Source organism: Bacillus carboniphilus, assembly GCF_020524035.2.
Taxonomy (GTDB): Bacteria; Bacillota; Bacilli; order Bacillales; family JAIVKR01; genus Bacillus_CC.
The window spans coordinates 2,133,136-2,158,465 of the sequence record NZ_CP129013.1; the positions used below are offsets into that span (position 1 = coordinate 2,133,136).

Here is a 25,330-nt window from a genome sequence, read left to right on the forward strand (position 1 = left end):
TTTTCACCTCTTCTGACAAAAATTCGATTATTTATCATTTAACTTTACAACACCGGGAAGCTCTTTTCCTTCCATAAACTCTAAAGAAGCTCCACCACCAGTTGATACGTGGTCCATTTTATCCGCTACGCCAAACTTTTCTACGGCCGCTGCTGAATCTCCGCCACCAATGACTGAATATGTATCTTTTGCTTCTGCTAAAGCATCTGCAACGGCTTTCGTTCCTTCAGCAAACGTGTCCATTTCAAAAACGCCCATCGGTCCATTCCAAATGACAAGCTTTGATTTCTTAATAACATCTTTATAAATTCCTCTTGTTTTTGGACCGTTATCTAAACCTTCCCAACCTTCAGGGATAGAATCGATCGTCACCACTTTTGTATTAGCATCATTGGAGAAGTCGTCTGCAACAACAACATCTACAGGTACATAGAAGTTAACGTTATTTTCTTTCGCTGTATCCATAAATCTTTTTGCTAAATCAACTTTATCTTCTTCTAATAAAGAGTTTCCTACGTCATGACCCATGGCTTTAATAAAGGTATAGGCAAGTCCACCACCAATGATGATGTTATCTACTTTTTCTAACAAGTTCTCAATTACACCAATTTTATCCTTAACCTTTGCTCCGCCGATAATAGCTGTAAAAGGTCTTTCTGGATTAGATAAAGCTTTTCCTAGGACATCTAGTTCTTTTTGCATTAAAAATCCAGATACGGCTGGAAGATAATCAGCAATCCCAGCTGTTGAAGCATGAGCACGATGCGCCGCACCGAATGCATCATTGACGTATACATCTGCTAATTCTGCAAATGATTTAGCTAGTTCAGAATCATTTTTCTCTTCTCCAGGATAAAAACGTACATTTTCTAATACTAAAACATCGCCGTCAGCCATATTTGAGATTTCAGCTTTAACAGAGTCACCATAAGCTTCGTCTGCTTTTTTTACATCTTTCCCAAGAATCTCACCTAGGCGTTTTGCTACTGGAGTTAAACGAAGCTCTTCAACCGCTTGACCTTTCGGGCGCCCTAAGTGACTCGCAAGTAAAACTTTTGCACCTTGTTCAATCAAGTAACTAATCGTTGGAATCGCTGCTTGAATTCTCGTTTCGTCCGTAATTTTCCCTTCTTTCATAGGGACATTAAAATCAACACGACAAAATACGACTTTTCCTTTTACATCAATATCTTTTACAGTTTTTTTGTTCATGACAACCGAATCCTCCTTGTAGGTTTCTCTTGTCCTACATAAAATAATCTCAAACAAAAGGGAAAGGATTCAATACCTCTCCCCTGTTATTTGATGTTTGTCAAAGATTCTTCTATTTTATAGCCCTTGCTTAGCAACATATTCAACTAAGTCTACAACACGATGAGAGTAACCAGTTTCATTATCATACCAAGAAATTACTTTTACCATGTTACCTTCCATTACCATTGTAGAAAGTGCATCGATTGTTGAAGAGTTTGGACATCCATTATAGTCACCAGATACTAGTGGCTCTTCGCTATATCCTAAGATTCCGTTCAGTTCATTTTCAGAAGCTGTTTTTAATGCTGCATTCACATCTTCAGCCGTTACATCTTTATCAAGCTCTACAACTAAGTCTACTAATGATACATTAGGTGTTGGTACACGCATTGCTCCACCGTTTAATTTACCTTTTAGTTCAGGTAATACTAAAGATACAGCTTTTTGGCAGCACCTGTTGTAGTAGGAATAATATTCTCTGCTGCAGCGCGAGCACGACGGTAGTCTTTATGAGGTAAGTCTAAGATTTGTTGGTCGTTTGTGTAAGAGTGAACAGTTGTCATCATCCCACGTTTAATACCGAACTGATCATTTAACACTTTAGCAAAAGGAGCTAAACAGTTTGTTGTACAAGAAGCATTTGAAATAACATGGTGGTTAGCTGCATCATATTCCTCATGGTTAACACCCATTACAACTGTAATATCTTCCTCAGATGCTGGTGCAGAAATAATGACTTTTTTCGCTCCTGCTTCTAAATGTTTTGCAGCATCTGCACGCTTTGTGAAGCGACCAGTAGATTCAACAACCACTTCTACTCCTAGGTCTCCCCAACCTAATTGAGCTGGATCGCGATCAGATAGAACCGTGATTTCTTTTCCATCAACAATTAGGTTTTTACCACTAGCAGAAACTTCCACATCTAGTTTACCATGTACAGAGTCATATTGTAATAAATGCGCTAGCATATTTGCATCTGTTAAATCATTAACCGCTACTACTTCTACCTCAGGATTTTTTAATGCTGCACGGAATACAACACGTCCAATACGTCCAAAACCATTAATACCAACTTTTACTGCCATTTTATAATTCCTCCTTTAATATGTGAAAAAACATTATTTTTATATTTATAAAAAGGGAAAATTACCCCTTTAATAACGCTTTTGCCGCTCCTTCATCTGTAATTAAAATGGAGTCATATGCTTCTTTCAAATAAGCTTTAATTGCCTTAGCCTTAGAAGCTCCTCCTGCAACAGCAATTACATGACGAATCGATTTTAAATCTTCTAACTGTATGCCAATCGTATTTACTTTGTGTACAACTTCTCCTTCTTGATTGAAGTAATACCCAAATGCTTCAGCGACAGCTTTTCCATCTTCAATCTTCTCCATGTCAGCAAGAGAAGTTTTTCTTCTTTCAGCCATTGTTTTCGCCTCTCCTATTCCATGAATCACCATATTAGATGAGCGAATTAAAGTCAAAATTTCTTTAATTGCTGGTTCCTCTATAATAGAACGATAGGCTTCTTGACTGAGTTGATCTGGAACATGAAGTAAACGATAATTTTCATGCGCTCTTTGTGCCATATTTGCACAAATAGAGTTCGCTTGATTCTCAACATTTTCTCCAAGTCCACCTCTTGCAGGAACAAACAATATTTCCCTGCCTTTTTCTAAAGGTGTCATCATACTAGCAACAGCTGCGATCGTGGTGCCTCCTGTTACAGCTACAATACTTTTTTGATCGACTAAACGCTGTTTCATACAGGCTACACACGCTCTTCCCATCTCTTGTTTTACCCAAGATGAATGATCACTATCCCCTGAAACGATAATTACTTCTTTTAACTTCAGACGCTTCTTTAAATCTTGTTCTAACATTGTTAATCCTAAAACGTCTTTCATCGTCTCTTCCAAAGATAGTAGTAAGTCATTTCCTTCTTCTGTCATTGTCATGCCTGAGCTTAAAACATTAACTAATCCTTGATTTTTCAAAAATTGAACTTCAGCTCTTAACACTCGTTCACTAATACTTAAATTACTGGCTAAACTTCTTCGTCCAATAGGTTGCATTAGTCGTATGTATTGCAGAATTTGATAGCGTTTTTGCATAACAAGAAGAAGATCTGGTAATAATTTTTTTTGTATTTCTATAAGCGATTTCATTCTATCCCTCTTCATTAGTGAAGACTAGGACGTCATTTGTCCCGGTGTGACATATTATGTCCCACTAAGAGTAAAAAAAATCATCCCTGCTACAAATTCATTGTAACAGGGGTGAAAAGGTTAATCAATAGGCATTTGTTTTAGTAAACGCTTTCTTAGTGAATCTTTTGTGACTTGCCCATAAAGTAACATTTCTCCTTCATATTCAACAACAGGAATCATAAGTGAATAACGTTCAATCAACTCATCATCTTGATAAATATCAATCTCTTCAAATATAAGATCAAATTCTTCTAAAAGTGGTTGCACGGCCTCTTTAGCTTTTTTACATAAATGACATTGATCCTTGCTGTACATGACTAGTTTTTTCTTATTCATTTAATATTCCTTCCTTTTCTGTGATGAAGGTATTTTAAGTTGCTCACGATATTTTGCAATCGTCCTTCTCGACACCTCTATATAATATTGTCCTTGAATGATGTCCACCATCTTTTGGTCGGATAACGGCTTCTTTTTATCCTCTTGTTGCACTATTATTTGAATCATTTCTTTAATCCGGGAAGAAGTAGCATCGATACCATTTTCTTGCTCAATCTTATTGGTAAAGAAAGATTTCATTTTTCTCAATCCATAAGGAGTCTGTACATATTTATCTTTAACTGCTCGGCTCACAGTTGATTCATGTACTTCTAATTGTTCAGCTACTTCCTTCATTGTCAAAGGTTTGAGGACATTGTTACCCATTAAAAAGAAATCAAGTTGACGTTGAACAATACTTTCCATCACTTTTAAAATCGTTAATCGTCGGTATGCTAATCCTTGATGTAAATGTTGAAACTGCTGATATTTTTTTAACAAATAGGAGCGACATTCTTCATCAGTTTGTCTCATTACATCATAGTCGTTATTTAATGTCATTTTGGGTAAGAAACGGTCATTATAAATAATGCTCCACTGTCCATGCCTTTCTTCAAACAAAACATCCGGAATAACATAAATAGGGGGTTGATCTGTATATTTACTTCCTGGTTTGGGATCTAGTTCTTTCAATGAATGAAAATAGCGCTGAAGCTTTTCAATTGAAATGCCTGTATCCCTTTTTAATCGGTTCCATGATTTATTGACAAATGGATCAAAATACTCCTTTATTAAATTTAGGAGTTCTTTTGGGATTTTTTTTTTTCTTTTTAGTTGTAGATATAAGCACTCTTGAAGGTCTCTTGCTCCAATACCAGCAGGTTCTAATGATTGAAGAAGAGTCAATCCTTCCGTTAAAATTTGATTACAAAGGTGAAACCTTTTTTGTAATTGTTCGATCGAAGCATCTATGTAACCGTTTTCATCTAACGAGTCAATTAAAATAGTAATCACTCTATTTTGCTCCTTTGTTAACGAGAACGAAAGAAGCTGTTCATACAATGACTCTTGCAGTGAAGAACCTAAAAAAACAGGTGGGTCATATAAAGTACCCTCTTCTTGTTTACGAGAAGTTTCGCGTTTATGATAAAATATTTCAGAAGTCTGTTCTACTTCAATGAGGGGATTATCTATAGAAAGCTGCTCCAAATAGCTATAAAGCTGTAACGAAGGATATTGCAACAACGATATAGCTTGTTGCATCTCTGTTGATAAAGTCAGTTTTAACGTTTGTTCTTGATACAAACCAGCTTTCATATCCATCCTTCTCACCCCTAACACTCATTTTACACAATGGACAATAAGAAGAAAAGCGGGAACGCACGTTTATCAACAGAGGGATAATGAAACGTCAACCTGTACGTCCGAGTCGTTGGGCGATAGAGCGAGAAAACGATGAAGCACCTTCTTATAAAGGACAAAGTTTATCCATTCCTATCTTGTAAGAAAAGCGGAAGCGCCCGTCAAAAATGATATAAACGAATGAAAAAGGAGGAATGAATAATGAGCCAATTATTTTCAAAACAGCATTTTGAAGAAAACTTTCGTCAACATATCGAAATGAATCAAGATCGCTCAAAAGTTGATGCCATGAATGGTTATTATCGTTCTGTTGTATCTAGCCTTGTTCAAGACCAACTTACAAAAAACTATGAAATCATTAAACGAATTCAAAACCTTGACGAAGCGTACAAAAAAGTAAAAAAAGAAGATTAAATTTTTTTACAAAAACCATTCCATTACAAATACAAGTACTAGGTCTTTTTATTATTTTTCGCCTAAATTACGAAAAACAACGCGCTTGTCCCTATCACGTTATGTTTAATCGAATATGATATACCGTACCGTATCCACTTACGATGTACCTCCTATTCAAATGGGGCTGACTTTCCACCGAGTCAGCCCAACGTATTTAACGAATCCCCTTTAAACATTCAAACCATTTATATTTATAAACGAATCCTATTTTTTACATAAATGAAAGTGATTTCACTTTAATTCTGCGATATTATCTAAAAAAGCAATTTTTTTAATAAAAAATAGACGAATGTCCATTCGTGACAAGCTCCTAGATTCATATATATGTATTACAAAGGAGGTGGATATGAATGAGCGAATGTGGTGGATACGGTACTGGAGCAGGTTTTGCTTTTATTATCGTAGTGTTTGTTCTTTTAGTCATTGTAGGATGCGCATGTTGCGGTGGAAATAGATTCGGCTACTAATTTGAAATAAGAAAAGCGCAAGCGCCCGTTTAGCAACGAAGGGGCTTGAGCACTCCGTATGAGATAAAGGAAACACGAAAAGCCGTAGGCTTCGATGTTGACTTATCATAAGGAGGAGGGCGAAAACTTACGAGTTGCTGGGCGATGGAGCTAGACAACGATGAAAGCACTCTCTTATAAAGGACAAAATTTATACTTTCTGATCTTATAATAAAAAAACTAAAAGGAAAGGCAGGTGAAACTTATGGGCTACAGAGGTGGATACGGTTGTTGTAATAACTATGCTGGCGGCTACTATGGAGGTGGCTGTGGCAATGGAGGCTTTGCAATCGTGCTTGTTCTATTCATTCTTTTAATCATCATTGGAGCAGGTGCTGCATTATTTAACGGTTAATAAAAATGAGCAAGGCTCCAATAGCCTTGTTCTTGCTACATAAATGTAACAAAAATATATTTACGCGCTCGAAGGGATTCGAACCCCCGACAGACATGGTACCGGAAACCACCGCTCTATCCAACTGAGCTACGAGCGCATGTGAAATTTCGTCAGAAACTTATTATAAAACATTTAAACTTCAATTACAAGATTATGATAAACTGCTTCTAAAAACATGAACAAATGTCACCATCCATTCATGTCTATACGGGTTTCCGCTTTCTCGTGCTCCGTTTCCCCAAATTGCAATCATAAGACTTTAATAGCACACAATAGCTGTAAATTCAGACATAGCCCACCTTTTTTTTGAAGCATTTCTTATTGTTTAAAACCTTACAAACAGGGTATGCTGATTACAGTTAGAATATATAGATAAAAAGAAAACCATATCGTTTGACCTTTTTTGACCTTAGTTGTATGATGGAAATACATAAAATTTACTAATGAATACGAAGGAGGAAGAAGGAATGAACTTAATCCCTACTGTAATTGAACAAACAAATAGAGGAGAGCGTGCTTACGACATATACTCTCGCCTTTTAAAAGACCGTGTAATTATGCTAGGAAGTGGCATAGATGATAATGTTGCGAACTCAATTGTTGCACAATTATTATTCTTAGAAGCTGAGGATCCTGAAAAAGACATTTCTATTTACATCAACAGTCCTGGAGGTTCGATTACTGCAGGCATGGCCATATATGACACAATGCAATTTATTAAACCAAGTGTTTCGACCATTTGTATTGGAATGGCCGCTTCTATGGGAGTTTCCTTTTAGCTGCTGGTGAAAAAGGAAAACGTTATGCATTACCAAATTCTGAAGTGATGATTCACCAACCATTAGGTGGAGCACAAGGTCAAGCTACCGATATCGATATCGCAGCAAGACGTATCCTTTCTATGAGAGATAAGCTTAACAAAATTTTGGCTGAGCGTACGGGTCAACCTCTAGAAATAATTGAAAAAGATACGGATCGTGACAACTTTATGTCTGCTGAAAATGCCTTAAACTATGGTATTATCGACAATGTCATTACTCGTCATACGTTAGATAATAAGTAAAAAATATGTTTACGAAGGACGCGCTGTTCAATTCGCGCGTCCTATTGATATTTTTCATCCTTCGATAATTTATCGATTTTCTCCTCTATTCTATATAAATGCTCCGAATTTTTCTTCATGAAAATAACGAATAAAATCATTAATACAATTGGAATTATAAATAAAATGATTAATACAAAAAAGGCAACTAATTGATACACCATATTCATTACATACATTAGCCTCTCTCCTGTCTTTTACATCTTCTTAAGAAAAGCGCAAGCGCCCGTTTAGCAACGAAGGGGCTTGAGCACTCCGTATGAGATAAAGGAAACACGAAAAGCCGGAAAGCGGAGGATCTACTAACTACTGCCACGTCCTGTGGCAAACGTAGATCCACCTCCTTCCTGGAGGCGTCTCCGTTGACTTATCGTAGAGAAATGGAACATCATCTAAAGGCGCCCACGTCCTGTGGGCAACGATGATGCTAGCACGTCGTGTGCGTCGAAAGCGCTACCCGTCGCTGGGCGCTGGAGCTAGACAAAAATAAAAGCACCATCCAAATAAGGAAAGATTTTTATACTTCTTACTCTGTAAGAAAAGCACGAGAAATTCTCGTGCTTTCCTATAATTAATTCTTATTGATCCTTACTTACATAATCGGCTAACGCTTCAATTGCCTCTTGTTCATCAGACCCTTCAGCAATTAACGTGACAATTGCACCTGTACTGATGGCCAAACTCATGATTCCCATTATACTTTTTGCATTCACCTTTTTACCATCCTTCTCTAGAAAGATATCACTCGTAAACCGATTAGCTTCCTGTACAAATAAGGCGGCTGGTCTCGCCTGTAACCCCTTCTTCAAAAAAACCTCGACTGTTTTTTCAGCCATTACAATCCCCTCTCTCCTCATTTATTATTTATTCAATGAAACCGGTTCTCCCGATCGTAATTTCTCTGCAATTTCATCAATTTTTCGTAGTCGATGATTAATGCCGGATTTGCTAATACTTTCTCCAGAAACCATCTGTCCTAGTTCTTTTAAGGTGACATCTTGATATTTAACACGTAACTTGGCAATTTCACTCAATTTACTTGGCAAAGCATCTAACCCAATTCTTTCATCAATATAATTAATGTTTTCTACTTGCCTAAGAGCTGCCCCAATCGTTTTATTTAAGTTCGCTGTTTCACAATTAACGAGTCGATTAACAGAATTCCTCATATCTCGTACAATTCTCACATCTTCAAACCTTAATAGTGCTTGGTGCGCTCCAACTAATGTTAAAAATTCACTAATTTTTTCTGCTTCTTTTAAATAAGTAATAAACCCTTTTTTTCTTTCTAACGTTTTACTATTTAAATCATATGAATTCATTAAATGATTTAATGACTCATTATGTTCCTCATATAATGAAAATACTTCTAAATGATAAGAAGAAGTTTCAGGATTATTTATCGAACCACCTGCTAAAAAAGCGCCTCTCAAATAAGCTCGTTTACAGCAATCTTTACGTATCAAATCGTTTGAAATGTTGTGTTGAAAGAAAAAATGTTCCCCTATAATAGCTAAATCTTTAAGAATCATTTTTGATTGTTCTGTAATTCTAACAATATAAATGTTATTCTTTTTAAGACGCATTTTTTTTTCGAACAAGGAGCTCTACTGATGTATCATACGGTTTTTTTAATAACGTATAGATTCTACGTGCAATCGCTGCATTTTCTGTTTGAATGTCTACTCCCATTTTTTTGTTAGAAAAAAAGAGAGAACCATTCATTCGAATAAGAGAAGATAGCTCTGCCTTTTCACAACAAGCATCCACCTCTAGATTCGTCAATTCCTTCTTAGTTTCGGATGCAAAAGACAAACTTATACACCTCCTCTTTTAACTATCTTAAGAGTTTTTCAAAAATAAGCTCTGCTACTTTTTTCGTATCGTGCCTAATCATTCCTTCATTAAATTCAAGGATCTGATCATATACCACATTCAAACCAAGCTTCCCGAAGGGCTTCAATGTCATATCGAACGGGTTCAGCACTCTCTTTTTTATACCTTTCTTTAATAGAAACAGGAACATCTTCATTATTCACTAAAATTGTATCTAAAAATGGTTCCCCTAAATGGTGATACAAGGCTTTAACATGATCACTTGCGGTATATTGAAGCGTTTCTCCTGGTTGCGTCATAACGTTACAAATATAAATTTTTTTAGCCTCTGCTTTTTTTACAGCATCTCCGATTTTAGGAACTAATAAGTTAGGTAAAATGCTTGTATATAAACTTCCTGGACCAATGATAATTAAATCCGCTTGATCAATCGCTTCTAATGTTTCAGGTATCGGTTCAATATTGTCTGGAGTTAAATAAACACGATCTATTTTTTTGCCACTCTCAGGTATCTTTGATTCACCTGACACAATGGTTCCGTCCTCCATTACTGCATGTAACACGACACTAACATTTGCAGCCGGCAGAACCTTCCCACGAACATTTAATACACGACTCATTTCTCTTATGGCATGCATAAAGTCACCAGTAATATTCGTCATGGCAGCTAAGAGAAGGTTACCTAGAGAATGACCATTTAGATTATTTTCCTTCTTAAAACGATGTTGAAATAACTCTTCTACTAGGGGCTCTACATCTGAGAGAGCAGCTAACACATTTCTAATATCGCCTGGTGGAGGAATATGAAGTTGATCCCTTATCTTTCCTGAACTACCTCCATCATCAGCTACCGTTACAATTGCTGTAATATCAATCGGAAGAGACTTTAATCCTCTTAGTAATACAGATAATCCTGTTCCTCCGCCAATAATGACAATTCGTTTCTTTTGACCATCCAATTATTTTCGACTCCTCCTTTCGATATCACGGTGAGAAATGTGCGTATTATACTCCTTCCCGAAATAATTACCAATATATTCTGCTAGTGTTACAGAACGGTGTTGTCCACCCGTACAGCCGATAGCAATGACTAACTGACTTTTCCCCTCACGTTTGTAATGAGGAAGCATATAGCCTAATAAATCCATCAGCTTGTCAATAAATTTTTGTGTCTCATTCCATTTCAATACATAGCTTGAAACTTCGTTATCAAGACCGGTTAACGGACGTAATTGATCAATATAGTGAGGGTTTGGTAAAAACCTCACATCAAATACTAAATCTGCATCAATAGGTAAACCATATTTAAACCCAAAAGACATCACGTTCACCATAAAGGTATGTTGTTCAGTCCCAGAGAAGTGTTTTAATATTTTTTCACGAAGTTCTCTTGGCTTTATGGTCGAAGTATCAAAAATAAGTTGAGCACGACCTTTTAAATCTTCTAGAAGCTCTCTTTCAGATTGGATTCCTTCTAAAGGTAATCCATCAGTAGCAAGAGGATGCGTCCGCCGTGTTTCCTTATAACGAGTGACCAGCACTTGATCTTTCGCATCTAAAAACAAGATTTGCGGCGTAATCCAAGAGTATTCGGATATATGATCTAACGCTTCAAAAAGTCGGTCAAAAAACTCTCGTCCTCTAAGGTCCATCACTAAAGCTACTTTATTCATTTTAGAACCTGATTCCTTCATCAATTCTAAAAACTTGGGTAACAATGTAGGAGGTAGATTATCGACACAAAAATATCCTAAATCTTCAAAGCTTTGCATCGCCACTGTTTTTCCAGCACCAGACATTCCCGTTATAATGACCATTTTCAATTGATTTGCTTCGTTCATGATATTTCTCTCCTACTGAACATATTTTCTATTAGGTGATGTTCAAAAAGTCAGATAAGTAGAGTGGAGCCATTACCTTAAGTGAAACAACAATCTTTATTGAGGATCTAAGCGATAAGAGAGCAGCTCAAAATCTGGAGTATAGGTAAAGGTACCAAACAACATTCCATCTCCCTTACACATATAATCAATAATATGATAATCGCCAGGCGCCATAGCTAAATTTTTCGTTTCATCTATACCATGCCAGCCTAATATTCCTTCTTCTGTTTCTACTACGTTTTCTCCTTGAAAATCCGTAGCAAAAAAAGTGAACATCATCCACTCCGAAGTAATTTCTTGTTCCTCTTCAATAATAAATGTGAAAACTCCTTTTAGAGTTGGATTAATCAAGTATATTCCTGTCTCTTCTCGATATTCTCTTATAACAGAATCTTTCACTGATTCCCCATGCTCCATCTTTCCTCCTGGAGCAACCCACCAATTTCTTCTTGGCTTTTGTAAAAGCAATACTTCTTGATCTTTTGCTAAAACGCAATTCGTAATTCGTTGCAACGACGTTCACCTCAAGCCCTATAATGCGATTCGTGTTTATACAGAAAGGAAATGCTCTAACCCTTCCTTATTTGACAATCAAACCTTTCTTTTTTTTAAACCTCTAAACGATCTTAACCATTTTATTTATTATACTACTACAAGCTCAACGTTTCCAATATCGTATGTAACGGAAATATGTCAAAAATTTTTCTATTAAGTAAAGCGATTACATTTCCACTCAAAAAAAGTACAGGTTGTAAATACCCGTACTGAACAAAAAGTCTATATTATATAAAAGGGGGTCAATTCCTATTTATTATAGTAACTTATCAATATTTCACATGTGTTACAACCGAGTTAATTCAGCGTTACTTTTATATTGATTTTGATTTATCCTATGCTTTCAACTGTTCCATTAAATTTTCAATATAATGTTGCGCACTCTGAGCTGCAATACTTCCGTCCCCAGTTGCGGTTACAATTTGTCTAAGCATTTTCTCACGAATATCTCCTGCGGCAAAAATTCCTTCTATTCTTGTTTCCATTCGATCATTCGTTTCGATATAACCATTCTCATTCGTTATACCTAGGTTTTGGAACGGTTTTGATAAGGGAATCATACCGATATAGATGAATACACCATCGATCGGATGTTCAGAAGTCTCACCAGTCTTGGTGTTCTCTAACAGGACTTTTCCTACTTTTCCATTCTCTTCAATGATCTCTTTCACCGTATGGTCCCATATAAAATCGACTTTATCATTATCAAACGCGCGATCTTGCAAGATTTTTTGAGCACGAAGTTCGTTCCGTCGATGAACGATCGTCACTTTCTCTGCAAAACGTGTCAAATAGACACCTTCCTCGACAGCAGAGTCCCCACCGCCAATTACGTAAAGGTTTTTATTCTTAAAGAAAGCTCCATCACAAACCGCACAGTAGGAAACACCTTTTCCTCCTAGTTCTGATTCTCCTGGAACTCCTAATTTCTTATATTCCGCACCTGTTGCTATAATAATGGAGCGGGTTTTGAATTCTTTACTACTTGTTTTAATAACCTTATATTCTTTTCCATCGATAACTTCCTTTATATCTCCGTAGGCATACTCTGCACCAAACTTCTTCGCATGTTCAAACATCTTCGTTGAAAGATCTGGACCTAATATATGGTCATAGCCTGGATAGTTTTCGACTTCTTCTGTATTGGCCATTTGCCCACCAGGAATTCCTCTTTCAAGCATGAGTGTTGATAAGTTGGCGCGAGAAGTATACACTGCTGCAGTCATCCCAGCAGGACCCGCCCCAGCAATAATTACGTCATATATTTTTTTATTTGTCATTTCAAGTTCCCTCCTCCAAGTTGAAGTATAAGAGGTTGTTCAAAAAGTCATGAAAAATTGCTGTCGAATAACTTTGTTGTCTCGCTATTCCACTCCTCATGTACAGAGAACGTACACTGTGGTGCTCATAGCTTAGTCGCCTCGTTCTTCTCGGCCCTTTTTCCCCTACTTTTTGAACACGCACTATAAATATTGTCCGAAAGGTTTTTTCTTTGATAGCATTGCCTATTGTTCGAATTATCGTACACAGTGTTAAATATCAACTAACATTATCGTACAAAAAAAAACCAGAAATCGCTATTGATTTGCTCACGGTTGAAGGATACCTAGCCATTTGACATACTTTGAAACAGTTTGCGGTGATAGATCGTATTGGATAGCTAAAGACTTTTTTGTTTTTTGCTTATCTTGAGCTTTGTACCAAAGAAAATCAAAAGCGGCAGCCAACCCCTTTGAATTCGGCAATTCTATATCCCTATCATGAAGTTGCACGGAAGCAACGAACCAATCTTTAAGAATATCTGTATGATGGTCTAAAGATTGATGTTTTTCACAGAGTTGATCCGCAACAAAAAACATTGTCTTAACAAATTGATATTCCGTTTTTTCATAAAACAAATATTGTACCGCTTCTTTCTCAATGGGATTGTTCATCGAATGTTTATTTTCATATGGTTTATTAAATTGCTTGCATACATATAAGTCGTATAACCTTTCAGCTGAATGAATCCATTGTAATTCTCCATCTTGAGCCCAAGGTTCAGACCCTTTTTTTAATGGATTATCTTCAACTACCCGTTCCCAAATTCGCTTAGCAAACTGTTCATTTCCCGTATAATAAGCAGAACACGCGAGCCAATAATAAAAAGTAGCATCTCCTGCAAACCCCTGTTTATATAAAGAATATAACCATTTAAAGGCTGGAGTATAAGACCCTATCAAGGCAAATGTAGCCCCCAATTTATATCTATGCTCAATTAATAATGGATATATTCTTATTAGCTGTTGCACAGAGTCCTCTACTTCTTTCTCATCCTTCTCATAGTAGTGGTAAACAGTAAGGTTACATAACGCGTGTAAATTCCCTTTATTTAATTGCAACAAATTCATCAATATTTCTTTCGCTTTTTCAACTTCTCCCATGTAAAAATAGGCCAAAGAAAGGTTATTATAAGCGGACCAAAATGAGGGGTGCTTTTCGATCATTTTTTCTAGCACATCGATGGCTTCTAAGAATTTTCCTCTTTCTAGCATAGATTTGGCGGCTTCCTGTTGAATTAGGAGCTCATCTTCCTCTTTCATTTCTTCTTTATCCGCACCTTCAAGAGTTAACAATTCTAAAAGTTCTTGATTTTCCTCTGCATAGGCCTCTGTGGGGCCAAGAAGCTGATATTTCTTTGCCCATTTAAAAGCTTCATGAAAAAAACCTAAGTAAGCATAGTTATTGGCTAAAAAATAATAACAATCGTTTATTTCTATATCATTTTGGTCCATCACATCTATTAACAAAGAATTTGATTGATCATAGTCACCTAATTCTGTATATATGTTCGCTAGTTGAATAATTACATCTGCATCAGAAGGGTTTACTTGGTTTGCACGACGCAAAAAGCGAGCAGCACGGTCCAAATCTCCTTCATGATAGGCTTTCATGCCACGTTTATAATAGTATTGTTCATCTTGGAAAAACGAGACAACTTGAGCATTGGATTTTTTTTCAGTGTATTGTTTTCCCACATACATCCTCCATTCACTTTTTTCCCGTACGTAAGTATAACATAAAAAGGGTGAATGTTAGAAAGAACAAATGAAGCCCTATATAAATCCAAAATCGAATTTATATAGAGCTTTTTTAATCACTTACAAGTGCGTGTTTAAAAAGTAGGGGAAAAAGGGCGCTGAAGAACGATGCGCCTAGTTAAAGGATCACAGGCTAAGTTCAACCACGTCCTGTGGCTAACGATGATTCTAGGACATCCAGGCCATCTTTTTAAACAACCTCTACAATATCGGTGAGAGTAACCGTGAAATAGACTCCTTAAACCGGATCTTTAAGCTTCTACTCTGGTATTGATGGTACGTAAGAATGGAAGAGTTGAGACAATCTTCATGAAAAATGGAAGTAAGATTATGAGCAATCTCATCATCATATATAAATGCGTTCACTTCAAAATTAAGCCTAAAGCTTCGTACATCAATGTTGGCTGTTCCAACCGAAGAGACTTTCCCATCCACTACAATACATTTCGAGTGCAAGAAGCCTTTCTCGTAAGTATACACTTTTGCTCCGGCTTTCAATAACTGTCCTACATGGGAATATGTGGCCCAATAGACAAAAGGATGATCCGGTTTATTAGGAATCATCACACGGACATCAATACCGGACAACGACGCAATCGTCAAAGCATCTAATAAAGATTCATCCGGAATAAAATAAGGAGTCTGCAAATAAATATATTCTTTAGCTGTTAAAATCATCTTTATATAGCCGTTTTTTATTTGCTCCCATTTTGAATCAGGACCACTGGAAACAACTTGGATTCCTAATCCTTCTTTCGTTTCCTCTTCATTAAAATGGTAATATTCTTTATACACCATTTGCTCTTTTGACGCTTGATTCCAATCTAACATATACCTTGCTTGCAAATCATTTACAGCCCCACCAACGATTCGAAGGTGAGTATCTCGCCAATAGCCAAAATGTTGGTCCTTTCCTAAATACTCATCACCTACATTAAAGCCACCAATATACCCTATATTGCCATCAATAATGACTAATTTTCGATGGTTTCGATAGTTTATACGGTAATTAAAAAAAGGAATCTTTGACGGAAAAAAAGGTTCAGTCAAAATCCCGGCCTCATTTAACCTTTTCAAAAATTTTTTACCTATAGCCCTTGAACCACTTGCATCATACAATAATCTTACCTTTACACCTTGTTTTGCTTTTTTTATCAGTAAATCTCCCAACTTAGTTCCAAGGTCATCACTTCTAAAAATATAATAGATCAAATGAATATGGTCTTTCGCCTGCTCAATATCTTTAAATAGTTGATCAAATTTTTCCTGACCATCTGTAAAGATCCTCACATCATTTTGTAATGTTAAGGGGGCGTCCGAATTATTCATGTGCATATAAATAATTTCCTTTGATTCAATAATTTCTTCATAGTAATACGATGAAGGATTTTCAGATAAATGCGCCATTTGATTCGCAAGCTTTTCTTTGATTGCAGGGAAAACTTCTTGATCCCATTTGAAAATTTTCCTTCTACTTAAATTTTGACCGAAGATCAAATAAAGGATAAACCCTAATAAGGGGATGAAGTTTAATATAAGAACCCAAGCCCATGTCGCTGTTACACTCTTTCTTTCTAAAAAAACGACAAATAATGAAAGAAGAATGTTTAAAATAAATATGAATGTAAAAAAGCCATTAAAATAATCCATTCCATCCACCTTAGTCTCTGTTTTTTCTATCATACCACATATTTCAATATACAAACGAGAGACAAGCATGGAGTTTGACGATCATTAGCTTTTTGTTTCTTCTGAAGAAATCATTCTTCCCTCTAATACTTTGAATACTTCATCGAGAGGGACGTCTTGTTCATTTAATAAAACGAGTAAATGGTAGAAAAGATCGGCGGTTTCCCAAATCACTTCTTCTTTGTTACGATTTTTAGCAGCGATAATGACCTCCGCAGCTTCCTCAGCTACTTTTTTGGCGATCTTATCAATTCCCTCTTTAAATAAATAAGTTGTATAAGAGCCTTTCTTTGCTTGTTGCTTTCTTTTTTCGATAATGGTTTCAAGCTGCGTCAAAGTGGTTTTTCTTCCTTCTGTTCCTTTAAAACAACTACTTTCACCGGTGTGACAAGCAGGACCTGTCGGGTGAACAAATAACAAGAGAGCGTCCTTGTCACAGTCCCACCTTAAATCAATAACATGTTGAATGTTACCCGACGTCTCACCTTTATACCATAACTGCTGTCTTTTACGACTATAGAGCCATACTTCATTCGTTTCAATCGTCTTTTGTAATGCTTCTTTATTCATATAGGCTAACGTCAATACTTGCATCGTGATTGCATCTTGGATAATCGTAGGCACTAAGCCGTCTGGGTTAAAGGTTACTTCTTCAATATTCATCGCACCAATACTCCTTTCTCTTTTAGAAAATGTTTTACGTTGGCAACTGAAGTCTCTTGATAATGAAAAATGGAAGCGGCTAATGCGGCATCTACTTTCCCTTCATCAAACACTCGCCAAAAATGTTCTGCTTTGCCGGCACCACCTGAAGCTATAACCGGAACAGGGACTGCTTCACTAACAAGCCTACATAAGAGAGAGTCAAAACCATCTTTACGACCATCTTGATCCATAGACGTCAACAAGATTTCCCCTGCTCCTCTTTTCACCGCTTCCTTTGCCCATTCAATAGCATCTAACTCTGTCTGTTTACGTCCCCCGTGAGTATAAACGAAAAATTGTTCCCGTATCGGGTCATATTTAGCATCAATGGCGACCACAATGCATTGACTACCGAAGAAATCAGCTCCTTGCGTAATAAGTTGAGGATGCGAAACGGCAGCCGTATTCAAAGACACTTTGTCCGCCCCTCTTCGTAAAAGAGACTTCATATCCTCTAGCGTATGAATACCACCTCCAACCGTAAAAGGAATGGAAAGCTCCGTTGCTACTCTTTCAACGACTTTCTTCATCGTCTTACGCCCTTGATGAGAAGCGGAAATGTCTAAAAAGATCAATTCATCTGCCCCTTGTTGGTCATAAAACTTAGCTAGCTGTGTAGGGTCACCGGCATCTTTTAACTCCACAAATTGAACGCCTTTGACTACACGGCCATCTTTTACATCAAGACATGGGATAATTCTTTTGGTAATCATTGAGCTTTCACCTTTTCTAACGCTTTCTTTAATTTAATTCGATTCAAATAGATCGCTTTTCCAACAATTGCTCCTTGTACTCCTTTAATATCCCTTAACTTATGAAGATCTTGATAACTACTGACCCCACCTGAAGCGATCACTTCTTTTCCCGTCACTCTTGCCATTTCGTTAATGGCTTCTATATTAGGTCCCTTTAACAATCCATCAGTCGAAATATCTGTGAAAATAAAACGCTCCACACCAGCTGAAGCTAACTCCATACCTAATTGTGTTGCTTTTATCGTTGACGTCGTTTTCCATCCATGAGTCGAAACATACCCATCCCTTGCATCAATCCCTACCGCTATCTTTTCTCCATAGTAATCTACCATTTTATAAGCAAACGTAGGGTCAGAAACTACTGAACTTCCTAAAATGACACGTTCTACACCATTCTCTAAGTAGTATTTAATATCGTCTTCTGTTCGAATTCCACCACCTACTTGCACCTTCACACCAAGATTAACAGCCTCTATCACATATGAAGCATTGACTCGCTCGCCTTGTCTTGCTCCATCTAAGTCCACCATATGAATCCAGCTTGTTCCTTGATCGATAAAGGACTTGACTACCGGAAGAGGTGATTCTCCAAAAACCGTTTCTTGATTAAAATCTCCTTGAACGAGACGGACACATTTTCCACCTCTTATATCAATGGCTGGATACATCACAAAACTCATCTTCAATCCCTCTTTTCTCGTCTGTTAAAGACAGAAACCAATCTAGAATTTTTTCTCCATATCTTGAACTTTTTTCAGGATGAAATTGTGTGCCAAATACAGAGCCTTTACCAACAATTGCTGGAATATCGACACCATAATTCACCTTCGCCAAAACCACATCTGGATCGTCAGTTTTCACATAGTAGGAATGAACGAAGTAAACATAATCATCTTCTAAGTTGAGCCCTTCACTCACCTCTAGCTCATTCCATCCCATATGAGGAACCTTCAAACCATCATGCCGAGGGATCTTTTCAACTTTACCTGGTAAAAGCTTTAAACCTTCAATCTTACCGCCTTCTTCACTTTCTTCAAAAAGAAGCTGCATACCTAGACAAATTCCTAGCAACGGCTTTTGTAGCTCTTGAATAAATGAAGTTAACCCCGTCTTGTTTAAATGATCCATTGAATCTTTAAAGCTCCCGACACCAGGAAGAATATACGCATCTGCTTTTTTAAGTTCTTCTATTTGATTACTAATGAAATAAGGCACTCTTTGTCTCTCTAACGCTTTGGAAACACTAAATAAATTTCCCATGCCATAGTCGATAATTCCGATCACTTTTACAACAATCCTTTCGTGGATAAGACACCTTCAAATTTAGGATTAATGGTTGTTGCTTCCTTTAAAGCTCTTCCTAACGCTTTAAAAATCGCTTCGATCATATGGTGCGTGTTTTGACCATAATGAACAATTACATGTAAGTTCATACGTGCTTCTAACGCGAGCTTCCATAAAAATTCATGAACAAGTTCCGTATCAAACGTCCCTACTTTTCCACTTGGAAAGTCTCCCCTAAACTCCAGATGCGGACGATTACTTAAATCAATGATAACTTGCGCTAAAGCATCATCCATTGGAACAAAGGAGTTTCCGTATCGATGAATACCCTTCTTATCACCTAACGCTTCCTTTATCGCCTGACCTAACACAATCCCAATATCCTCGGTTGTATGATGATCATCAATTTCTACATCTCCTTTTGCCTCTACCTGTAAATTAAAGTGACCGTGCTTCGAAAACAAATCGAGCATATGGGTCATAAAAGGGACGTTGGTTTTGATTTGGTTTAAACCTTCTCCATCTAAATGAAAAGTCAATGAAATATTCGTTTCGTTTGTTTCTCTTGATACTGTCGCTTTTCTAGACATTTTGCACTCTCCAATCTTTAACGTACTTATTCAAAAGTAAAGAAATAGGTCGCTAAATAACATGAATCTCAATCACCGATGGTCTGCGGAAACATAGCTACACCTTTTTTATCCTACTTTCAAAACGGATTTCGATTGCACGAGCATGAGCCTCTAACCCTTCTAATCTCGCAAATTGAGCAATTTTCTTACCATGCTGTTTCAAAGCCGCTTCACTATATGAAATCACACTTGATTTTTTCACAAAGTCGTTAACCGTTAACGGACTTAAAAAACGCGCGGTCCCACTTGTTGGAAGGACATGATTAGGTCCTGCAAAATAATCCCCAACTGGCTCGGAGCTATATCTCCCTAAAAAAATCGCTCCAGCATGGCGTACATAGGGCAACAAATCAATTGGCTGTTTTGTCATCACCTCTAAATGCTCGGGAGCAATATCATTTACAATTCCAATGGCTTCTTCCAATTGATCTACAACATAGATTTCACCATGATCTTCAATGGATCTTCGCGCAATTATTTCTCTAGGTAAAACAGATAATTGTTTTTCCAACTCAGACTGAACCGTTTCTGCTAGAAGCTCAGATGTCGTCACCAATATCGGTTTCGCTAGTTCATCATGCTCCGCCTGCGATAACAGATCGGCGGCTACTTCCCTTGCATCCGCCGTTTCATCAGCCAACACAACAATCTCACTAGGTCCAGCGATCATATCAATGGCGACAGTACCAAAGACTTCTTTTTTCGCTAATGCGACAAAGATGTTACCAGGTCCAACGATTTTGTCTACAGGGGGAATCGATTCGGTTCCATATGCTAGGGCCGCGATTGCCTGCGCTCCTCCCACCTTGTATATTTCTTTGACCCTTAAAAGGTCAGCAGCTACTAAAACGAGTGGGTGGAGTGCCCCTCCCTTCGTCGGTGGACTGACTAATACAATTCGGTTCACTTCAGCGACTAATGCAGGAACGACATTCATAAGAACAGAGGAAGGATAAGCAGCTGTTCCCCCTGGCACATACACCCCAACCGAATCTATAGGGGTTACTTTTTGACCAAGCATGGTTCCAGCTTCTTCATATGAAAACCACGACTGTATCTTCTGTTTTTCATGGAAAGAAGAAATATTATTTATAGCTTCTTTTATAATGTCTAAGTCTGATTGATTAATGGATTGATAAGCTTCATCGACTTCTTGGCGTGATACAAATAAATCTTTTAACTGGACTTTATCAAATTTTTCACTATAGTTTATAACCGCTTGATCACCATGTTCTTTAACATCTTTTAAAATCGATTGGACGGTTTGTCTTTGTTCCAGTGTCCCTATATCTTTACTACGTTGCTTGCGATCTCTTTTCTTCATTACCTTCATTTAAATGTTCCCCCTTGCAACTATCCCTTAATCTTTTGCTTTTCTATAACTTTTTCAAACCGTTCGATTAAGTTCCCTACACGTTCATCCTTCATTTGATAACTAACCGGATTTACGATCAGTCTCGATGTAATGGACACAATCTTTTCATATTCCACTAAGCCGTTTTCTTTTAACGTAGTTCCTGTTGAGACGATATCGACAATTTGATCTGCTAAGTTAATTAATGGCGCTAATTCAATCGAGCCGTTTAGTTTAATAATCTCCACTTGTTTTCCTTTGCTTTTAAAATAAGTCAAAGCAATGTTCGGATATTTCGTGGCGATCTTGGTCATCACACCTGTATCTTGATACGATGGCAAACCAGCTACCGCTATATAACATGGACTTATCTTTAAATCCAACAACTCATATACATCTCGATCCTCTTCCATTAATACATCCTTGCCCGCAATGCCAACATCAGCTACTCCATGCTCCACATAAGTCACAACATCAGCTGGTTTCACTAAAATAAACGTTGTGTCCTTATGTGTAAAAATAAGCTTCCTTGAATCTTGAATAGAAAAAGGAGATTCATAACCAGCCTCTTGCAGAAGATCAAGAGCATCTTTTAAAATTCTTCCTTTAGGAAGTGCGATCGTTAACATTAAAATCTCCTCCTCATTCATCTCGTAATATCAAACAATCTTCAAACTGTTGCCTATAAATAGGGAGATCTTGTACAGATTTTATATGTTGTAAGACAACATCCACCCCCTGTTTTCGATACTGTTTAGCCAATTCAATGGCGTCTTTTTGTTTCGCATCTGAAAAAAGAATGCTGAGGGGTTTTTTAGGCTCTTCTAATTCTTTTATATGATCGGTCAAGCGATCAAAGTGGATCGCAAACCCCGTTGCAGGGAAGTCCTTATTGAATTGTTTATACAATTCATCATATCTTCCCCCATTAGCAATTGGCGAGCGAACCTCTTCTATATAAGCTTCAAAAAAGATACCTGTATAATAGTCCATATGATTCATCATCTTTAAATCAAAGGCGATCAAATCTTCAACTTCAAAATCAACTAATTGTTTCCACAATTGTTGGAGCTGATAAACGGACTCTTTCCCTTTTGCAGATGTAATAACTTGGAGTGCTTCATCTAGCTTTTCTTCGCCTCCTCTTAAAGAAAGCAAAGTTAATAAATTCCTTTTATTAAATGGTGAAAGAAGAAGACCTTCGATATAATGTTTAAATCCTACTTCATTCTTTGAATATAGTAATCTCTTGTGCTCTTTCTGATCTGATAGGTCTTGCACATTTTCTTCCACTAAAGAGTCAAGGAATCCAACATGACTCACAATCACTTTCGTTTTCGATTTCGTTGCTTTTTTTAACGTTTCTATGAGAAGGGAGATAGACTCAGCATCAACAAAAACAGACGCTTCTCCAATAATCTCCACGCCTATTTGTTCAAATTCACAAGCCTCTCCACCTTCTCGTTGTTGGGTTCTAAACACATTTCCTGAATACGCTAAGCGAACGGGAAGTATAAATTGATTACTAAAAGAGGCCACAATTCGCGCGATCGGAGCTGTTAAATCTGGCCTGATCACAAGCGTGTCGCCATTTTGATTTAACACTTTAAACATTTTCTCTTTTGCAATCGCTGACTGCTTTCCTACCGTCTCAAAGTATTCTAACGTAGGGGTTTGAACAAATTGAAAGCCCCACTGTCTAATTTCCCGCACCATTTTTTCTCTAACACTTTCTTTATATTGATAAAAAGCAGGCAATAGGTCTCGCATCCCTACTGGCTTTTCAAACATAAACAATGAAACTCACTCCAAATCCTTTAGTTTGTTAATATGATAATATGCTACCAAACGAAAGTATTGAACGCAAGAAAAAAAGCCATTTTCGAAGAAATGACTTGAAAGATCCGTTTTTGCTCACCCATTATCCCTATTGTTTTCAGTTTTCTGCGATGGCATGTAATACACCCACAGTAAATAAACAGCTGCACTTATTAATGAAATGGTAAATGATAGTTTTATAATATTAAAAAGATGATCTGAAAGTGTGGATTGAAAGGTGTACCCATCCACCTCCTTTTCTCTTGATATAAAAATCACTCCAAAATAAAGTCCAGCAAGAAACCCATAGAGTAGCGCTCTAATCAACCCTTTTTCAAACTTCCTCCAATTAAATTTCATATGTGAGCTCCTTTCATACAGAATACATTCGATTTTCTCAATAAATATCCTTCCCTAGGAATCAATTGTCGGACGTACCCAAAGTTTAGAAAAATCCGCATAACCAAAATGCTTGATCTTAATGTTCTTAATATCTTTCGAAAAAGGAGCATACCTTTTGGCATAATATAGAGGAATCATCACCGATCGGTTAATCAGTTCTGTTTCCACCTTTTTGTTTAATGTAGCCCACTCTTTAAATGGAGTAAGCTGGTATTGATCTATTTGCGACCGTATCTTTTCATCACCTTGGATAATGGAGAAGAGTGGGGAAAAGCCATTCTTAAGAAAATAATAGAACGAAAAATTTTGATTAATCTCGAATATTTCACCATGGATAAACAAATCGACTTCTTGATGTTTAGGATGGTTAGTGACTGATTCCTCAAAGGAAAACCAAACCACTTCTACTGGAACCCCTTCGTTTTCTAGCATCTCTTTTAACCATTGGGTTGTTGATGCAGTATAGTTCGTCCCTCTTATGACAATAGGTTGGTCAAACGCTACAGGTTCAACTTCCTGTATTGTATAGTGGTTTCCTTGACCAATTAAACAGCTCTGATGGTTAGGTAAAACTCGTGGGTCATACATCGGTAAAGTATCCCTATTTTTAGCAATCAAATAATGAAGATAATTTCGCACTTCTTCTTTTTGTATGATAGAGTCACGACAAAGATTCATAATTACCACACCAAAGTCAGAATCACTTTTCACTTGAAAGATTTCTTCTTCATCTAGTTGTTCAATCGATGTATGATAAATCGTTTTGAAATCATCTGGAACTTTAACGAATTCTATCGAATCTAGTAGTGGCCTCTCCATAAAGTGTTCTGTAAAAGCGATTAAGGTGGTAATGGATTCACTATTTTCTTCTATGGAGAAACATCCTGTACCAATTAAACGACCTTTATTTTTTTTATAAATACTCGCATTCATCGTGCTTAATAAGGGGAGAAGGTAACTACAACCACTTGGATGATAAATATCAACTACGAGAGGAGTTTTGGCAACTATTTGTTCAATTGGTGACCATAAATCTTTATAATGTCGATGAGCCCGAACCCTTTCTAAACTATTGACAATCTCATCAGCACTTAAGATTGAACCATCATGAAACCTAATATCCTTCTTCAAATAAAACCTATGTTTCTCAAACGAGACTTCCCAACTGTGTGCAATTTCCGGCAAGATCTTTCCTTCAGGTGTAATTGAAACTAAACAGTTAAAAACGTTAGCAATAAGATGTGCACTGTGAGCATCTGTCGCCTCTAATGGTTCAATTGCAAAAAAGGAATACCTTCTTGGAACAATTAACTTATCCTTTGATTCTTGAACGTATCCAAGCTTCTTTTGAAACTGATTCATCAATCTTCTTTTACTCTCAGCCGACCAAGAAAACATTAAATATTTACTGCTCTTTTCAACTGGTTCTGTTTTGATTAGATCCATGGTTTTTTCCTCATAATGTTCTTCTATATTTGTTTTCCAAACAATACTGGATACCTTCCCTCTCCCTCGTCCAGGCGAATAAGTGAGCCAGCCCTCTTTCTCCCACTTTTTTAGCAAGCGCGTGGTTTGCTTTTGACTAATTTGAAGAGTTTCAGACACTTCCTCCATTCGAATGTTTCCTGATGAAAAACAGTTCCATAAGGTAAGTAGCTTGTTATCAACCATTGCTTTTCCCCCTAAAAGGAGACACACTTTTTAAATATGTCTATTTTAAATAAACTCTGTCTA

24 protein-coding genes, 1 tRNA gene and 4 pseudogenes are annotated in these 25,330 nt (G+C 37.0%); 4 read left to right on the plus strand and 25 right to left on the minus strand.

Annotated features, from left to right (window positions below; translation table 11 throughout):
• Positions 1 to 27: 27 nt before the first annotated feature.
• The 5 genes and pseudogenes from LC087_RS10950 to rpoN form a co-directional block, all read right to left on the minus strand.
• A complete protein-coding gene (locus LC087_RS10950) occupies positions 28 to 1,212 on the minus strand; it encodes a phosphoglycerate kinase (RefSeq protein WP_226542067.1) in 1,185 nt (394 codons plus the stop codon).
• A 117-nt stretch (positions 1,213 to 1,329) separates the two neighbouring features.
• A pseudogene (gene gap, locus LC087_RS10955) lies at positions 1,330 to 2,339 on the minus strand (type I glyceraldehyde-3-phosphate dehydrogenase).
• Between the two features lie 61 nt (positions 2,340 to 2,400).
• Positions 2,401 to 3,423: a sugar-binding transcriptional regulator gene (locus LC087_RS10960; protein WP_226542062.1), complete on the minus strand. Its 1,023-nt coding sequence runs from the start codon at positions 3,421 to 3,423 to the stop codon at positions 2,401 to 2,403.
• Positions 3,424 to 3,543: 120 nt separating this feature from the next.
• The gene (locus tag LC087_RS10965) at positions 3,544 to 3,801 is read right to left on the minus strand and encodes a glutaredoxin family protein (RefSeq protein WP_226542060.1); all 258 of its coding nucleotides are present in this window, start codon (positions 3,799 to 3,801) and stop codon (positions 3,544 to 3,546) included.
• The gene (gene rpoN, locus LC087_RS10970; RefSeq protein ID WP_226542058.1) at positions 3,802 to 5,103 is read right to left on the minus strand and encodes an RNA polymerase factor sigma-54; all 1,302 of its coding nucleotides are present in this window, start codon (positions 5,101 to 5,103) and stop codon (positions 3,802 to 3,804) included.
• A gap of 240 nt (positions 5,104 to 5,343) precedes the next feature.
• On the opposite strand from rpoN, the gene yvfG reads away from it, so the two are divergent.
• From yvfG to yjcZ, 3 genes are all read left to right on the plus strand, one after another.
• Positions 5,344 to 5,556: a protein YvfG gene (gene yvfG, locus LC087_RS10975; protein ID WP_226542056.1), complete on the plus strand. Its 213-nt coding sequence runs from the start codon at positions 5,344 to 5,346 to the stop codon at positions 5,554 to 5,556.
• Between the two features lie 392 nt (positions 5,557 to 5,948).
• Complete coding sequence (locus LC087_RS10980; RefSeq protein WP_226542048.1) at positions 5,949 to 6,065, plus strand: YjcZ family sporulation protein; 117 nt, start codon at positions 5,949 to 5,951, stop codon at positions 6,063 to 6,065.
• 244 nt (positions 6,066 to 6,309) lie between these two features.
• Complete coding sequence (yjcZ, locus tag LC087_RS10985) at positions 6,310 to 6,459, plus strand: sporulation protein YjcZ (RefSeq protein WP_226542046.1); 150 nt, start codon at positions 6,310 to 6,312, stop codon at positions 6,457 to 6,459.
• Positions 6,460 to 6,522: 63 nt separating this feature from the next.
• Here yjcZ and LC087_RS10990 read toward each other — a convergent pair.
• Positions 6,523 to 6,598: transfer RNA gene (locus LC087_RS10990), tRNA-Arg, on the minus strand.
• Positions 6,599 to 6,968: 370 nt separating this feature from the next.
• Between LC087_RS10990 and clpP the strand changes: the two are divergent.
• Positions 6,969 to 7,564, plus strand: a pseudogene (gene clpP, locus LC087_RS10995) (ATP-dependent Clp endopeptidase proteolytic subunit ClpP).
• 41 nt (positions 7,565 to 7,605) lie between these two features.
• Here clpP and LC087_RS11000 read toward each other — a convergent pair.
• The 19 genes and pseudogenes from LC087_RS11000 to LC087_RS11090 all read right to left on the minus strand — a co-directional run bounded on the left by LC087_RS11000 (position 7,606) and on the right by LC087_RS11090 (position 25,267).
• Positions 7,606 to 7,782: a hypothetical protein gene (locus LC087_RS11000; protein ID WP_226542044.1), complete on the minus strand. Its 177-nt coding sequence runs from the start codon at positions 7,780 to 7,782 to the stop codon at positions 7,606 to 7,608.
• 399 nt (positions 7,783 to 8,181) lie between these two features.
• Entirely contained in the window at positions 8,182 to 8,439 is a 258-nt protein-coding gene (locus tag LC087_RS11005; RefSeq protein ID WP_226542043.1) for an HPr family phosphocarrier protein, read from the minus strand.
• 24 nt (positions 8,440 to 8,463) lie between these two features.
• A pseudogene (gene whiA / locus LC087_RS11010) lies at positions 8,464 to 9,418 on the minus strand (DNA-binding protein WhiA).
• 22 nt (positions 9,419 to 9,440) lie between these two features.
• A pseudogene (locus LC087_RS11015) lies at positions 9,441 to 10,398 on the minus strand (gluconeogenesis factor YvcK family protein).
• Positions 10,399 to 11,280 (minus strand): RNase adapter RapZ, encoded by an 882-nt coding sequence (rapZ, locus tag LC087_RS11020; RefSeq protein ID WP_226542040.1) that lies wholly within the window; start codon positions 11,278 to 11,280, stop codon positions 10,399 to 10,401. It abuts the pseudogene before it with no gap.
• Between the two features lie 96 nt (positions 11,281 to 11,376).
• A complete protein-coding gene (locus LC087_RS11025; RefSeq protein ID WP_226542039.1) occupies positions 11,377 to 11,835 on the minus strand; it encodes an 8-oxo-dGTP diphosphatase in 459 nt (152 codons plus the stop codon).
• 377 nt (positions 11,836 to 12,212) lie between these two features.
• The gene (gene trxB / locus LC087_RS11030) at positions 12,213 to 13,157 is read right to left on the minus strand and encodes a thioredoxin-disulfide reductase (RefSeq protein ID WP_226542037.1); all 945 of its coding nucleotides are present in this window, start codon (positions 13,155 to 13,157) and stop codon (positions 12,213 to 12,215) included.
• A gap of 309 nt (positions 13,158 to 13,466) precedes the next feature.
• A complete protein-coding gene (locus tag LC087_RS11035) occupies positions 13,467 to 14,894 on the minus strand; it encodes a tetratricopeptide repeat protein (protein WP_226542035.1) in 1,428 nt (475 codons plus the stop codon).
• A 264-nt stretch (positions 14,895 to 15,158) separates the two neighbouring features.
• Positions 15,159 to 16,607: a cardiolipin synthase gene (gene cls / locus LC087_RS11040; RefSeq protein WP_226542033.1), complete on the minus strand. Its 1,449-nt coding sequence runs from the start codon at positions 16,605 to 16,607 to the stop codon at positions 15,159 to 15,161.
• A gap of 84 nt (positions 16,608 to 16,691) precedes the next feature.
• Positions 16,692 to 17,309 (minus strand): bifunctional phosphoribosyl-AMP cyclohydrolase/phosphoribosyl-ATP diphosphatase HisIE, encoded by a 618-nt coding sequence (gene hisIE / locus LC087_RS11045; RefSeq protein ID WP_226542031.1) that lies wholly within the window; start codon positions 17,307 to 17,309, stop codon positions 16,692 to 16,694.
• The gene (gene hisF / locus LC087_RS11050) at positions 17,306 to 18,064 is read right to left on the minus strand and encodes an imidazole glycerol phosphate synthase subunit HisF (RefSeq protein ID WP_226542029.1); all 759 of its coding nucleotides are present in this window, start codon (positions 18,062 to 18,064) and stop codon (positions 17,306 to 17,308) included. Before hisF ends, hisIE begins: the two co-directional genes overlap by 4 nt.
• Positions 18,061 to 18,786 (minus strand): 1-(5-phosphoribosyl)-5-[(5-phosphoribosylamino)methylideneamino]imidazole-4-carboxamide isomerase, encoded by a 726-nt coding sequence (gene hisA, locus LC087_RS11055; protein ID WP_226542028.1) that lies wholly within the window; start codon positions 18,784 to 18,786, stop codon positions 18,061 to 18,063. Before hisA ends, hisF begins: the two co-directional genes overlap by 4 nt.
• Positions 18,758 to 19,390 (minus strand): imidazole glycerol phosphate synthase subunit HisH, encoded by a 633-nt coding sequence (hisH, locus tag LC087_RS11060; RefSeq protein ID WP_226542027.1) that lies wholly within the window; start codon positions 19,388 to 19,390, stop codon positions 18,758 to 18,760. The genes hisA and hisH overlap by 29 nt, the downstream gene beginning before the upstream one ends.
• Before the next feature lie 2 nt (positions 19,391 to 19,392).
• Positions 19,393 to 19,980, minus strand: a complete 588-nt coding sequence (gene hisB / locus LC087_RS11065) for an imidazoleglycerol-phosphate dehydratase HisB (protein WP_226542026.1) — start codon at positions 19,978 to 19,980, stop codon at positions 19,393 to 19,395.
• 97 nt (positions 19,981 to 20,077) lie between these two features.
• Positions 20,078 to 21,355: a histidinol dehydrogenase gene (gene hisD, locus LC087_RS11070; RefSeq protein WP_226542025.1), complete on the minus strand. Its 1,278-nt coding sequence runs from the start codon at positions 21,353 to 21,355 to the stop codon at positions 20,078 to 20,080.
• A gap of 20 nt (positions 21,356 to 21,375) precedes the next feature.
• Complete coding sequence (gene hisG, locus LC087_RS11075) at positions 21,376 to 22,005, minus strand: ATP phosphoribosyltransferase (protein WP_371932590.1); 630 nt, start codon at positions 22,003 to 22,005, stop codon at positions 21,376 to 21,378.
• Between the two features lie 13 nt (positions 22,006 to 22,018).
• Positions 22,019 to 23,167, minus strand: coding sequence for an ATP phosphoribosyltransferase regulatory subunit (locus tag LC087_RS11080; RefSeq protein ID WP_306020810.1), 1,149 nt, complete (start codon positions 23,165 to 23,167; stop codon positions 22,019 to 22,021).
• Between the two features lie 123 nt (positions 23,168 to 23,290).
• A complete protein-coding gene (locus LC087_RS11085) occupies positions 23,291 to 23,554 on the minus strand; it encodes a hypothetical protein (protein ID WP_226542022.1) in 264 nt (87 codons plus the stop codon).
• A 54-nt stretch (positions 23,555 to 23,608) separates the two neighbouring features.
• Positions 23,609 to 25,267 carry an ABC transporter substrate-binding protein gene (locus LC087_RS11090; protein WP_226542019.1) on the minus strand — a complete coding sequence of 553 codons (1,659 nt, stop codon included), beginning with the start codon at positions 25,265 to 25,267 and terminating at the stop codon, positions 23,609 to 23,611.
• Positions 25,268 to 25,330: the final 63 nt, after the last annotated feature.